At 29.8% G+C, this 14669-nt stretch carries 14 protein-coding genes; all 14 read left to right on the top strand.

Annotation, left to right across the window (positions count from 1 at the left end; all coding sequences use genetic code 11):
* The first annotated feature begins 19 nt into the window (after positions 1–19).
* The 14 genes from BLV71_RS10595 to BLV71_RS10530 all read left to right on the top strand — a co-directional run bounded on the left by BLV71_RS10595 (position 20) and on the right by BLV71_RS10530 (position 14667).
* Complete coding sequence (locus BLV71_RS10595; protein ID WP_093870521.1) at positions 20–1162, top strand: helix-turn-helix transcriptional regulator; 1143 nt, start codon at positions 20–22, stop codon at positions 1160–1162.
* Between the two features lie 112 nt (positions 1163–1274).
* The gene (locus BLV71_RS10590; RefSeq protein ID WP_093870520.1) at positions 1275–2834 is read left to right on the top strand and encodes an alanine/glycine:cation symporter family protein; all 1560 of its coding nucleotides are present in this window, start codon (positions 1275–1277) and stop codon (positions 2832–2834) included.
* 42 nt (positions 2835–2876) lie between these two features.
* A complete protein-coding gene (locus BLV71_RS10585; protein WP_093870519.1) occupies positions 2877–4313 on the top strand; it encodes a M20/M25/M40 family metallo-hydrolase in 1437 nt (478 codons plus the stop codon).
* Between the two features lie 2 nt (positions 4314–4315).
* Positions 4316–4690 carry a MauE/DoxX family redox-associated membrane protein gene (locus tag BLV71_RS10580; protein WP_093870518.1) on the top strand — a complete coding sequence of 125 codons (375 nt, stop codon included), beginning with the start codon at positions 4316–4318 and terminating at the stop codon, positions 4688–4690.
* Positions 4691–5159: 469 nt separating this feature from the next.
* Positions 5160–5897, top strand: coding sequence for an outer membrane beta-barrel protein (locus tag BLV71_RS10575; protein ID WP_093870517.1), 738 nt, complete (start codon positions 5160–5162; stop codon positions 5895–5897).
* An 11-nt stretch (positions 5898–5908) separates the two neighbouring features.
* Positions 5909–7669 (top strand): S41 family peptidase, encoded by a 1761-nt coding sequence (locus BLV71_RS10570; protein WP_093870516.1) that lies wholly within the window; start codon positions 5909–5911, stop codon positions 7667–7669.
* Between the two features lie 123 nt (positions 7670–7792).
* Positions 7793–9415 (top strand): amidohydrolase, encoded by a 1623-nt coding sequence (locus tag BLV71_RS10565; RefSeq protein ID WP_093870515.1) that lies wholly within the window; start codon positions 7793–7795, stop codon positions 9413–9415.
* Positions 9416–9514: 99 nt separating this feature from the next.
* Positions 9515–10147 carry a TonB-dependent receptor plug domain-containing protein gene (locus BLV71_RS10560; RefSeq protein WP_093870514.1) on the top strand — a complete coding sequence of 211 codons (633 nt, stop codon included), beginning with the start codon at positions 9515–9517 and terminating at the stop codon, positions 10145–10147.
* 63 nt (positions 10148–10210) lie between these two features.
* Positions 10211–10552, top strand: coding sequence for a DUF3703 domain-containing protein (locus BLV71_RS10555; RefSeq protein ID WP_093870513.1), 342 nt, complete (start codon positions 10211–10213; stop codon positions 10550–10552).
* Between the two features lie 238 nt (positions 10553–10790).
* Positions 10791–11330: a sigma-70 family RNA polymerase sigma factor gene (locus tag BLV71_RS10550; protein ID WP_093870512.1), complete on the top strand. Its 540-nt coding sequence runs from the start codon at positions 10791–10793 to the stop codon at positions 11328–11330.
* Positions 11331–11394: 64 nt separating this feature from the next.
* Positions 11395–12525, top strand: a complete 1131-nt coding sequence (locus BLV71_RS10545) for a glycerophosphodiester phosphodiesterase (protein ID WP_093870511.1) — start codon at positions 11395–11397, stop codon at positions 12523–12525.
* A gap of 129 nt (positions 12526–12654) precedes the next feature.
* The gene (locus BLV71_RS10540; protein ID WP_093870510.1) at positions 12655–13344 is read left to right on the top strand and encodes an NUDIX domain-containing protein; all 690 of its coding nucleotides are present in this window, start codon (positions 12655–12657) and stop codon (positions 13342–13344) included.
* A 64-nt stretch (positions 13345–13408) separates the two neighbouring features.
* Positions 13409–14257 (top strand): ribose-phosphate diphosphokinase, encoded by an 849-nt coding sequence (gene prs, locus BLV71_RS10535; protein WP_093870509.1) that lies wholly within the window; start codon positions 13409–13411, stop codon positions 14255–14257.
* Complete coding sequence (locus BLV71_RS10530) at positions 14254–14667, top strand: ADP-ribosylation/crystallin J1 (protein WP_093870508.1); 414 nt, start codon at positions 14254–14256, stop codon at positions 14665–14667. The genes prs and BLV71_RS10530 overlap by 4 nt, the downstream gene beginning before the upstream one ends.
* The last annotated feature ends 2 nt before the right edge of the window (positions 14668–14669 follow it).

Genomic DNA, 14669 nt, shown 5'->3' with positions numbered 1-14669 from the left:
TAGTTTCCTAAAAAAACTAATGTTAACAAAAGTTTCTTTCTATATAACCGCTATAGTTTGTTTAATTACTGCTTTTGTAATTAAACGTGTATACTTTAAAGAAAAAAACAAAAACACTGATACCAATTCAATACAGGGTATTAAGTGGTTTGCTTTAGCTATTTTTTCTTGGGGAGCAGGTGCTTTTATAAATATAATTTTAACTTCTGTTTTCAATATTTCTACTAACCATAAAATTATTATTAGTCTAGGAGTTTTCTTCTCATTAGTTAATTCTTTGTTTATATTAATGTCTATACCTTCAATAGAACATTATGAAAAAAGAAGTATTGTTATTAGAATCATAGAACGATTCACTAATAGAGAAGTTTTTATAATTTTCGGAGGAATTTTAGGTATGATTGCTTCCGTATTTTTAATTTCATTTTATAGTAATAACAATGAAAATGCCAGTAATAATGTAATTTGGTTAATTGATATCCCAATTTCATTAGTTGTTGCATTTTCTTTACTTCAAGAGTTGAATAAAGCATTCAAAAATAGAGGTATGCGATTTATGTACCTCCCTACTTTTGCTTTATTTGTTTTAATAATAATTGCAGTTACCCACAGAATTATTCCTGAAACTCAAATTCAATATTGGATACCTTTAAGTACATGGAACATACTAGGAATTGTTACTGCACTATCTTTTAAATTTTTATTCATCCTATTATTCACAATACTTTTATACAGTTGGAAATTATTAGCCGAAAAAGAAGAGCAACAATCTGAATTTATAAAAATAAAAACGATAAAAGAAACATTAGAGAAAGACAAAGAAACTCTGTTAATAGCAAATGAAAGTCACTTAGACACGATAAAACACTTAAAATCTGAAATAGATCAACAAAAAAAGAAGTATAAAAAGTTAAAAAAATCTTCAAAAGTTGAGCTATCTGATCGTCAAAAAGAAGTATTAGCAAACCTTGGTGTTTGTGGAACAAAAAAATCATATACCGAAATTGCAGAAGCTATGAATATTAGTGTAGATGGGTTTCAAGCTCATATTTACCAAATAAAAAAAGCCTTAAATATCTCTGGGTCTGACGGAAAAGAACAATTAATAAGTTATGCTATTGATAAAAACCTGTTAGGTTTTGCCACTATTTCCTGTAGCTAAATTAAATACTTAATCATATACTTAACCATACAAACTCTTATTTTCATCAATGCGTAACCTTTTATTTTAAACTGATTCTAAGCAATTTAGCAGAAATCAATTTAAAACATCCATGAAACGTTTAATTACTTTTATTACCTTATTCATTTCTCCATTAATTACTGTAGCTCAAAACACAACTCAATCTTTAGATCAAAAAATCAATCAATCTTTTCATAATGCTACTAGTTGGTTTACCGATACCATACTATATCAAATCCCTATTACAGAAAACATAGCTATTCCTTGGGTTTTAATAATTTTAGTTGGTGGAGCATGTTATTTTTCAATTTATTTTAAAGGAATTAATTTTAGTGGATTTTTTACAGCTATAAATGTAGTAAGAGGAAAATACGACAGCATAGATAAACCTGATAATAAAACAGACATTGCTAAAACCATAAAAGTAGAAGGCAATGGAGAGGTTTCTCATTTCCAAGCATTAACTGCTGCCCTATCTGCTACAGTTGGATTAGGAAATATTGCTGGAGTAGCAATTGCTTTATCTATTGGTGGTCCTGGTGCTACATTTTGGATGATTATTGTTGGTTTATTAGGAATGGCTTCTAAGTTTGTTGAATGTACTTTGGGAGTAAAATACAGAGAAATAGAAACTGATGGAACTGTATTTGGAGGCCCTATGTATTACCTTAAAAACGGTTTAAAAGAACTTGGCCTTAATAAAATTGGAAAAACTCTTTCTATAATTTTTGCTATAATGTGCGTTGGAGGTTCATTTGGTGGTGGAAATATGTTTCAAGTAAATCAAGCTTTTAAATTATTTGAATATGTTACTGGTGGTGAGCAAAGTTTTATTTATGGTAAAGGTTGGTTATTTGGACTGGTTATGGCCATATTTGCTGGGATCGTTATTATAGGTGGTATCAAAAAAATAGCAAGAGTAACAGACAAAGTGGTGCCTGTAATGGTATTAGTATACGTGATAGCTGTAATCATAATTTTATCAATAAATTACACACAAATTCCAGTTGCTTTTAACCAAATCATAGAAGGTGCTTTCAATCCTACAGGAATTGCTGGCGGAATGGTTGGTGTACTTATTCAAGGGTTCAGAAGAGGTGCGTTTTCTAATGAAGCTGGTATTGGTTCATCATCAATTGCACATGCAGCTGTAAAAACAAATTATGCAGCTAGTGAAGGTTTAGTTGCCTTGTTAGAGCCATTTATTGATACTGTTCTTGTATGTACAATGACAGCTTTAGCTTTAATTATAACTGGACAAATAACACCTGGTAACACCATTTCGTTTGAACAAGGGGCAATACTTACTTCTAAAGCTTTAGAAAGTGGAATTTCATGGTTTCCATACATACTAACAATAGCAGTAATTTTATTTGCTTTCTCATCTATGATATCTTGGTCTTATTATGGTTACCAAGCTTGGTCTTATCTTTTTGGAAGAGAAAAAAGAACAGGAAATGTTTATAAAATTATCTTTTGTATTTTCACTATTATTGGTGCAGCTGCTAGTTTAAATGCTGTGATTGATTTTTCAGACGCCATGGTTTTTGCTATGATGGTTCCTAACATGATAGGTTTAATTTTACTAGCTCCTAAAGTTATTAAAGAGCTTAAAAGGTATAAATCTGCCATACAAAACAATTTATCTTAATTCTATTTTGTAGATTTATAGCATATAAAGATCTAGATTTAAATGAAAAAATTAACCTTAATAACTATTGCTTCTGTTATTATATTCTCTTGTAAAACAGAACAAAAAGAAATATCAAAATCCCCCGCTAAATTTTCCGTTGAAGAAAAAAAAGATTCAACCAATATTAAACATCTTTTTAATACTGCTTTAACCCAAGGAAAATCTTATGAATGGCTACGAGATTTAACATCAAATATTGGAGGTAGATTATCAGGTTCTCCTGAAGCAGCAAAAGCAGTAATTTGGGGTGAAAAAATAATGAATGAAGTTGGTCTTGACTCAGTTTGGTTACAACCTGTAATGGTTCCTCATTGGGTTCGTGGAGAAAAAGAAGAGGCTAATTATACAATTAACGGTAATAAAATTAATGTTCCTATTTGTGCTTTAGGGTTCTCTATTGCTACTCCAACAAATGGAATAACTGCTGAAGTTATTGAAGTTAAAAGTTTAGAAGAAGCTAAAAAACTAGGAGATAAAGCAAAAGGCAAAATTGTTTTTTTTAATGGTGCTTTTGACAATACTCTTATACACACTTTTAAAGCTTATGGAGGTTGCGTTGGTCAACGTTTTGCTGGCGCATCTGTTGTTGGACCTTTTGGAGCAAAAGGAATGATTGTTCGTTCAATGACCAACGGTATTAATGATTACCCTCATACAGGGTCTATGGGATATGGAGATATTGCTAAAGAACATCAAATACCAGCAGCTGCTATTAGTTCTAGAGGTGCTGAAAACTTAAGTAAACACTTAAAAAACAACCCTAATTTAAAATTTTACTTTAAACAAAGTTGTAAAACCTTACCAGACGCTCCTTCTTTTAATGTAGTTGGAGAAATTAAAGGAAGTCTAAACCCAGATAAAATAATGGTTGTTGGTGGCCATCTAGATTCTTGGGATCTAGGCGATGGTGCTCATGATGACGGAACTGGAATAGTACAATCATTAGAAGTAGCTTACTTATTTAAAAAAAATAACATAAAACCAAAAAACACAATTCGTATCGTTTTCTTTATGAATGAAGAAAATGGTATGAAAGGAGCTACAGAATATGCTCGTTTAGCAAAAGAAAATGGTGAATTACATATTGGAGCATTAGAATCGGATGCAGGAGGACATACTCCTAGGGGTTTTTCAATTGATGCCAACCAAAAAAATGTTCATTTACTACAAAGCTGGAAGAAACTATTAGCACCATACGGTTTACATGATATTGATAAAGGAGGAAGTGGAGCTGATATCGGTCCATTAAAAGACGACCATGTTACTTTGGTTGGTTACCGCCCAGATTCTCAACGTTATTTTGATTATCATCATACGGTTACAGATACATTTGACAAAGTAAATAAAAGAGAATTAGAATTGGGAAGCGCATCAATGGCTAGTATAATTTATTTAATGGATAAATATTTATACACTAATGAAACATTGAAACCTTAATTATGAAATATTTAATTTTAACGTTAAAAATTCTTTTAGCTATTTTTTTAATTTATGGTGGTTTTAATCATTTCTACAACCCTAATTTTTACAATGGATTCATTCCAGATTTCTTACCTAATTTAGCTATAAACTATATAGTAGGAGCTATTGAAATACTACTAGGAATTGGACTTTTTTCAAAAGGGTATAAAAAGAAATCGGCTTATGGTATATTTTTATTAATGATACTATTTATGCCTATACACATATGGGACTCTTTAAAAGAAGAACCAGCTATTGGATCAAAATCTGCTTCCTACATAAGAATAGGTGTTCAAATTTTATTCATAACCTGGACTTACCTTATATACAAAACTGAAGAACATAGGTCGTAAATCTTAAATAAAACATTTTTAGTTTAGCTATATGAATTTATCATATAGCTTTTTTTATATCAAAAAATCACTAATAAAAGTAAAAAACCGATTCTCTACTCCTCTTTTTTATATTAAAATACAGCAAGTATTTTTACACACTCCCTCCTTCTAGTTCTCATTCCTAAATGAACAAGATTCTCTATTATTATTAATTTTTCTCAAAAAAACATATTTTTTTTTTAAAAAAAATCACAACTCAAACAACAACACTATCAAGCTAAAAATAAACCACTTAATTCCCTTACAATTTCATTACTTCAATAATCATAGCGTTTAAACCTACTTTTTAACAAAAAAATAATTAGGGTGTTATTGTCTTTGCTTGTTTAACCTACACGGCTATTAAAAATCTTCATTAAAAACTTCACCCATCACGGACCAGTGCATAGGGTGAATAAACCTATTTTACAATTAAAAACAATCATTTATGAAAAACAATCAAAAACAGCTATTTTTTAAACAAAAAGTATTTTTACTTCTTTTTATTACATTTTTTACCAATCAAACTATTTCAGCACAAGAAAAATTTAGAGTAAGTTTATCTGGAGGAGGAAACAGTAACGATATAACCTACAGTGCTAGCAATAGAGTAAACACAGAATATACTGGAAATACTGGTTCTTATTTTAAAGCTGGATTTAATTTTAAAGTTTACAAAAATATAAGTATCCAAACTGGATTAACTTACATTAACAAAAATTACAAATACCAAAGAACAGGTGCTCAAGAAGGAATTGGTACACTTCATAGAGCTAAATATTTTAATATTCCTGTAATGGTAGGAATTCAACCTTTACATAACGCATTAAAAAACACAAAATTCAATTTTGAAGTTTTTGCAGGAACTTATGTGGGTTGGTGGAATTCTTTAGAAAGAGAAAGTACTGTTGAAGTTTTTGGAGGATTAAACTTTAACGGTTTCCCTAGAAAAACAGTAATAGAATCTTATGATTTTGATAAAAATGAAAATCAATTTAACAGAGTAGATTACGGTTTACAAGCTGAAACTCGATTTGGTTACAACGTTTACAAAAACATGAGTGTATTTATTGAGTACTCTTTTATGTATGGCTTATCTGATAACCAAAAGAAACAATTAAGAAAAACGTCTAACTACTATTACACTACCTCTAATTACGGTATTGGAATATCTTACAACTTTTAATATTAATTATTATGAAAAAAATCACATACATTTTACAAATATTTATAGTATTAATATCTTTCTCTACACTACAATCTTGTAGAGAAGATTCATTAGAAATTGCAGAATTGAACAGAACAGCTGTAAATAGCTATTCTGATCTTTTCAATGCTTTTTGGGATACGATGAACAACGATTATAATTATTTCAACGAACAAGAAGAAAACTGGGATGATATTTATAGAAAATACAGTCCTAAATTTAAAGCTTTTTCTACTTTTAATAAAGCGAACGTTGATCCTATTTTAGCTGAAAAAGAAGCTAATTTGGCTTTTAAATATTTTGCTGAAATTATCACTAACAAAATATTAGATCAACACTTTGGATTAAGTGTTGTAATTCCTATACCTAGTGTAAAGTCATTAAATCGTCAAACTACTATGACAGAATCATTTGTAAGTAACATGACTTACAAATATACTGAAGAAGATGGTTTTGTAAACTTAGGTAGAACTCAAAGAAACCCAAGAGTAAGTCAACGTGACGTAAGAAGGGTTATGGGGCTTCAAAAATTAGATCCTGCATCTATATATGTTGGTGGTCCACTTTTAGCTGGATTCTTAAAAAGTGATCCTGAAACTATGTACATTCAATTATCTCAATTTAATGTTATTAGTCATGCTATTAATGATGGGGCTTTTCCAATCTTAAAAGATATTAACAGTCTTTCAGGAATCAACCAATCATATTTCAAGGCTTTAAAAGACTTAGACAATACATCTGGTTCTCAATTTGAAAACATGATGAATGATAATTTAAGTGAACTTAAAAAATTAGTTTCAACAGTTATCGCTTCAAACGAATATAAAAATTACACTACTGCTCTTGATAAATTCAAAAGCACTGAACTTGTTGACGATCTTGAAGCAAGCTTAACTCCTTTAGCTAACTTTACAACTACTGCTAAAGCTAGTTTTGATACTAAAAACGATGCTGTTTTACCTTTATTAAGAGCATACTACAACAACCCATCAACTACTGCTGGTCAAAAAGCTGCTGTTAATGAGTTATATGGTATATATGTAAAACGTATAAAAAGTTACCAAACTATTTCTAGTTTCATCTTTTCTACAACTTTATGGGGAATTTTTCCAATAACTAATGATTTTGATGATGTATTAAGTTCTATAGCTAGAAACTATTCTTTCGATCTTTATAAAAAAGTATATAATCCAATTGCAAACGGTAAAGTAAAGAAAGTTGTTTTAGACTTAAGAAGTAATGGTGGTGGTGCTGTAATTGATGCACGTATATTTACAGAAAGATTTGTAACCCAACAAAAAGTTTGGGGATATCAAAGAACAAAAGAAGGTAATGGTAGATTTAACTATAGCCCATGGGTGCCAGTTGAAACTAATCCTCATAAATTCGGAATTAAGCAGAATGTACCTACAGCTATTTTAATTGATGAATCATCAGTTAGTATGTCTGAAATCAGTACAATGATGATTAAATCTCAAGGAAACCATGTAACAATTGTTGGTGACAACAGTGCTGGTGGAACTGCTGGTTTAGGTGGTCAAGATACTTTTAATGGTGGAAATAGATTAAATAATGGATATTTAAGTTTCTACATGCCTTTAATGGCTTTCCAAGATAGTAACGGAAAGATTGTTGAAGCTGTTGGGGTAACTCCTGATGTAAAAGTAATTCCTACTCAAACACAAGTTGATCAATTAAGTACTACTTTTATTGATCCTGCTTATAATGCAGCATTAAACGCGATTAAATAAGAAAAAATAATTCTTATCATATTTTTAAAAAGGAAAACTAATTAGTTTTCCTTTTTTTATTTAAAATAAACAATAAAATTTAAATACTTTTGAAACACTATCCACTACTTAATCTAATTTTGAATGAAAAAATTAATACTTCCACTACTACTTACTTCTTTTATCATTTCTTGTAGCCAAAAAGAAAAAGCAGATTTAATTATAACAAACTCTATTACCTACACAGTAAACAATAATTTTGATAAAGCTGAAAGTTTTGCAATAAAAGACGGGAAATTTATAGCTGTTGGAACCAATACGGAAATTCAAGAAAAATATACCTCAACCAACATTATAGATGCTAAAAACAAACCTATTTACCCTGGATTCATAGATGCGCATTGCCATTTTTATGGATTAGGTTTACAGCAACAAAAAGTAAATTTAGTTGGCACTAAAAGTTATGATGAAGTTTTACAAAAACTGATAGACTTTCAAAAAAAGAAAAACACCTTATTCATTACTGGTAGGGGCTGGGACCAAAACGATTGGGAAATTAAAGAATTTCCAACAAAAGATAAACTAGACAAACTATTCCCTTCAATACCTGTAGCTATTAGAAGAATTGATGGACATGCAATGCTAGTAAATCAAGTTGCAATTGATTTAGCTGGAATAACTATCGATTCAAAAATAGACGGCGGAGAATTTATTAAAAAAGAAGGTAAACTTACTGGTGTTCTTATTGATAACGCTATGAATTTTATCAAAGCACCACAACCTAACAAAGCTGCTCAAATACAAGCTCTTAAAGATGCTGAAAAAATTTGTTTTGACCTAGGACTAACTACAGTAGATGATGCTGGCTTAGATAAAGAAGTAATTGAACTTATAGATAGCTTGCAAAAAAGTGGAGATTTAAAAATGCGTATTTACGCAATGATTTCTAACAATAAAGAGAACTTAGATTACTATCTAAATAAAGGAATTATTAAAACTAACAGACTTAACGTACGCTCAGTAAAAGTATATGCTGATGGAGCATTAGGTTCACGTGGAGCTGCTTTAAAAGATCAATATTCTGATAAAAAAGGTCATTTTGGAGCTTTAGTGAACTCTTATGAGAATTTACAAAAACTGGCTTTAAGAATTTCCAATTCTAAATATCAAATGAACACTCATGCCATTGGTGATTCTGCTAATTATGTTATGCTTAAGACCTACAACAATGTTTTAAAAAACAAAGGAGATAGACGTTGGAGAATTGAGCATGCCCAAATAGTAGACTTAAAAGATTTTCATCATTTTAAAAATATTTTACCATCTATTCAACCAACACATGCTACTTCTGACATGTACTGGGCCGAAGATAGAGTTGGTTCACATAGAATAAAAGGTGCTTATGCTTACAATGATTTATTAAAGCAATATGGTAAGGTAGCATTAGGTACTGATTTCCCTATTGAGAACGTAAGTCCGCTATACACTTATTATGCTGCTACCATTAGAAAAGATTTAAAAGGGTATCCAGAAAACGGATATCAAATTAACAATGCTTTAACTAGAGAGGATGCTTTAAGAGGAATGACGATATGGAATGCTTATGCGAATTTTGAGGAATCTGAAAAAGGAAGTATTGAAATTGGAAAAGTAGCTGATTTTGTAATTTTAGAAAACGATATTATTACTATAGAGGGTAACAAAATTCCAAAAACTAAAGTAAGATCCACCTATATCAATGGAGAAAGAGTAGCAAACACTAATTAAACATCGGTGTTTTTTATAATTTTCGTAATCATAAAACTTGTAATATAAACACTTACAGGGCTAAGCTTTTTTCATTATATTTGACTTAAAACATTAAGCATGAGAAAATTTATACTTTTAACCATTTTTGTATTCACTAATATCATTTTTACAGTAGGACAAAGAAGCAAACATCTTACAGGCTACGTTAAAGATTCTTTGAACTCACCTATTGCAAATGCAATGGTGTTTATAGATGGAAAAAAAACTAATGGAAAAACTGACGCTAAAGGATTATTTAGAGTTAAATACAAAAAAAGACCAAGAATAATATCATTTTTATCACCCACACATGGAGTTGATAAAATGATTTACAAAGGAGAAAAAACAGTTTATTTTGTTTATGGTAAAGGGTCTTTAAAAACAAAAGCTACTGGTACTCAAACCAAAATAGTAAAAACAAGAACTCGTAGAGGTAATAACAGAGAGTTTTTAACTATTTATGACTATTTCAAAGGTACAGTTCCAGGTGTTGTAGTATCTGCAGATAATTCAGTAACTATTAGAGGAGCAGGTTCTTTCAATGCTTCAAATGAACCTTTATTTGTAGTTAATAAAACTCCTGTTTCTAAAGCTAGTATTGAAAGTATAGCACCGTCAAATGTAAAAAATATAGTAATTTTAAAAGGACCTGAAGCTGCTCTGTATGGAGCTAGAGGAGCTAATGGTGTTATTATCATAACAACCTATTAATTTAACAATTATTGATGCATCTTTTTTCTAAAAGTTTAGTCTATTGATAAAACTATTTCAATTATGACTAAACAACTACAAAAGAAAGAATTTCACAATCAACTATTATTAAGTAAAATGGCACTTAAAAGTAACAACTTTGAAGTGTCATTTTATCATTTAGAAAACGCTCATATTTTAGGTCAAAAGCATATTTATAGACACACAGTATCTCACTACTGGATGTTAATTTTTGGATTGAAAACAAAAAACTATAAAGAAACGATTGGTCAATTTTTTAGAATTATAGCCTCTATTATATTCACCTTAATATGGGTTCCAACAGGTAACACAGGTGGCACAAACATTTCTCCTTTAAAACCAATTCCAATTAGAAAAGAGCTTGAAAAATTTTTCTTAAACTAATTGCATCTTTTTAAAGTATTTCTGGTCTACTATATGAATTTAAAATATAAACACCATGAAATATAAAAACCAATGTACTTGCACTTGTGAAGGGTGTAAAACTGGAAGTTGCTTAAATTGTACTTGCGAAAACTGCACTTGTAACAATTGCAACTGTTAATCAATTAATTTGTTAACTCAATAACAGAAATTATTCTTACCTTTAAGAGTAGTTTCTGTTTTATTAATAAACACTAAAATGACAACAAAACAGGTTTGGACTAAATACGCTAGTGATCTTAGAAATTTTATTCTAGGTAAAGTAACAAACACGACAGTTACCGAAGATATTTTACAAGATACTTTTATAAAAATACACACCAAACTTCATACTCTAAAGGATATTACCAAATTAAAGCCATGGATTTTTAGTATCGCTAGAAATTCAACTATGGATTATTTTAAAAGTATCAATAGAGTTTCAGAATTTACAAATTCAGAAACAGAAACTTATATTGAAGAAAATAGCCATACTGAAAAAGATTGCTTACGCGGTATCTTACAAAACTTACCTAAAAAATATCGAGATCCTTTATTTTTATCCGATATAAAAGGATTAAAACAACAAGAAGTAGCAAACTATTTAAATCAAAGCTTACCAACAACTAAATCACAAATACAACGTGCTAGAAAATTAATTGCGAAAGGTTTTATGGATTGCTGTGGTTACGTATTAAATGAAAAAGGAAAACTAGTAGGTGAAGTTCAAGATAAGGATGATTGTAATGTTTGTAGTTAAATAATACTCTCTTTACAATTAACTCATATTAGTTTCATTGATTTGTTAAAACAAAAATTCCCTCATGAAACTATCAACTTTATCTCCTTTTTTACTTTTACTTTTCATTATTACAATCTCTTGTAAAGATCAAGAAGTAAATAATCAAAACTCAAAAGAAATAGTAATAATAGCCCATAGAGGCGCACAGTCAATATTACCTGAACATACCATTAAAGGTTATAAAAAAGCTATTGAATTAGGCGCTGATTTTATTGAACCCGATTTAGTACTTACAAAAGATGGTCATTTAATTGTTAGACATGAACCTATGCTATCCGGAACTACCAATGTTTCAGAAATTGCCGAATTTGCTAGCTTAAAAACTACAAAAAACGTAGATGGAAAAATGGTTACGGATTGGTTTGTTATTGATTTTACATTGGCTCAAATAAAAAAATTAAAAGCCAAACAAGCTTATAATGGAAGACCCACTAATTTTGATAATCAATTTAATATCCCAACATTTAAAGAAGTAATAGACTTAACCATTTCTCACTCTAAAAACATAACAAAACCAGTAGGTATTTATCCTGAAATTAAGCACCCCTATTTCCATAATTCTGTTTTTGGTTCCCACTTTATGGAAAATAAACTAATTGAAGCTTTACAAGAAAATAATCTAGATGACAAAGACTCTCTTGTATTTGTTCAGTGCTTTGAAGTTGAACCTTTACAATATTTAAACACTAAACTATCTGTAAAACTAGTGCAACTAATCTCTACATACAACATTAACAAAGATGGCTCATTAAATTTCAACGTACCACAAGGTGATTTTATATCTTACGTAGCCCCTTATGATTTTCATGTAAAAGGAGATCAAAGAACTTATGAGTTCTTTACAACCGAAGAAGGCATGAAATTCACCGCTACCTATGCTGACGGAATTGGACCATGGAAACCTTTTATTATTTCATATAAAACAAATGAAAAAGGAACGCATACTTTACTACCACCAACTAACTTTGTTAAACTTGCTCATAAAAATAACTTACTGGTACATCCATATACTTTTAGAAATGAGAATACACAATGGAGTAACAAAAACCCCGAAGCTGAATATCATTTATTTTTTGATGCAGGTGTTGACGGTTTATTTACTGATTACACAAACGAAGCGATTAACGCTTTAAAAACATGGAAAAAGAAATAACGTTACACTACATAGTCCCCTAATTAAAAAACCTTCTTTCACTAAGATCGAAGGTTTTTTACTATAATCAAGACTTCTATTTTACAAAAACAAATAAAACTTTCGTAATTTTGTGTAAATTCAACACTAATGAAGATACCACAAAATATTAAAGTTGCCGTAGATGCTGTTGTATTTGGTTACGAACAAAAAGAGCTGTCCGTTTTATTAATTAAAAGAGGGGTTCAACCCTTCAAAGGATCATGGGCATTACCTGGTGGATTAGTTTTAGAAAACGAATCTTTAGAAGATGCCGTTCAAAGAGAATTAGCTGAAGAAACAGGAGTTACAATCGATTATTTAGAACAATTATACACATTTGGAAAACCTGGACGTGATCCCCGTAACAGAGTAGTATCAGTAACTTATTTTGGCTTAGTGAGTCCAAATAATTTTAAAATTTCTGCAGATACAGACGCTGATGAAGCACAGTGGTTTTCTATAAGTAAACTCCCTGAACTTGCTTTTGATCATGATACCATTTTAAAAACTGCCTTAAGAAGATTACAAAATAAAATCAATTACCAACCTATTGGTTTTGAGTTATTAAATAACGAATTTCCTTTTTCAGACTTAGAAAACTTATATCAAACTATTTTAAATAGAAAAATTGATCGTCGTAACTTCAGAAAAAAAATACTCAGTTTTGGTATTCTAACTGAAACTGATAAAATTTACCAACCTTCAAGTGGTCGTCCAGCAAAACTTTTCAAGTTTAATGACGAAAAATATAAAGAACTAGAAGAGAACGGATTCCACTTCGAAATTAAGTTTGCGTAAAAAAAACACAAAATATTTTTCTAAACTAAAAAACTTTTCTATTTTTGCGTAAAAATAACGCAATATGATTTTAAATTTAGATAAACAATTCGTTCCTTTTGGTAATTCTAACAGTATCGAATTTGAATTTTTCACCTTTTCAGGAGGTGAACCGCATATTAAAATCATAGCTGATTTAGAAAACATAGAACAAGTTACTATTACACATCGTGTTCAATCATTTAATGATATTGGAACTCTTTTACTGGCTACCAATGCACTTAAAAATATGGGAGTTGAAAAATTAAATTTGGTACTCCCCTATTTTCCAGCGGCACGTCAAGATAGATTAATGACAAGTGGTGAACCGTTATCGGTAAAAGTATATGCAGAAGTTATTAATAGTCAAAACTACCAATCGGTTACTGTTTTTGACCCGCATTCAGAAGTTACTCCTGCCCTACTAAATAACTGTAAGGTAATTGACAATTATAAATTTATAGAACTAGTTACTAATAAACTATCAGAAGAATTAATATTAATATCACCAGATGGTGGAGCTTTAAAAAAAATATATAAAGTAGCTTCTTATTTACAAAACTATGAAGTGGTAGAATGCTCAAAAAGTAGAGATATAAAAACAGGAAAATTATCAGGTTTCAAAGTATATGCTGAAGATTTAAAAGGGAGAGATTGTTTACTTGTAGATGATATTTGTGATGGTGGTGGTACTTTTTTAGGCTTAGCACAAGAATTAAAATCTAAAAATGCTGGAAATTTATACTTAGCTGTAAGCCATGGGATATTTAGTAAAGGGTTTGAGGAACTTAAAAAATATTTTTCTGAAATTTTCACCACTGATAGCTTTAAAACTTTTGATAGAGAAAATTGTATACAAATAAAATTAGAAGAAGTAATAAAAAATGAGTTATGAAAACAAGAACATTATACAGACCTATCGGTGAGAAGGAATTAATTTTAATTGCTCAAAATGATTACAAAACCTTCCCTCCAAGACTTGAATGGCAACCAATATTCTATCCTGTTTTAAATGAAGAGTATGCTGCTGAAATAGCTTCAAAATGGAATACAATAGATGAATTTGGTAACTATTTAGGTTTTGTAACAAAATTTGAAATTACTGAAGAAGAGTTCAAGAAGTATAAAGTAGAAAATGTTGGTGGAAAAATTCATAATGAACTTTGGGTTCCTTCTGAAAACTTAGAAAACTTCAACCAGAACATTATTAATAAAATAGAAATTATAAAAGTTTTTATTGGAGAAAAATTTAAACAAACAGAAAGTAATCTAGTGCAATTACACATTGATCAATTAAAAACATAAAA

Source organism: Tenacibaculum sp. MAR_2010_89 (assembly GCF_900105985.1).
GTDB lineage: Bacteria > Bacteroidota > Bacteroidia > Flavobacteriales > Flavobacteriaceae > Polaribacter > Polaribacter halocynthiae.
Note: the sequence above shows the minus strand (reverse complement) of the source record. Positions and strands in the feature narration are given on the sequence as shown.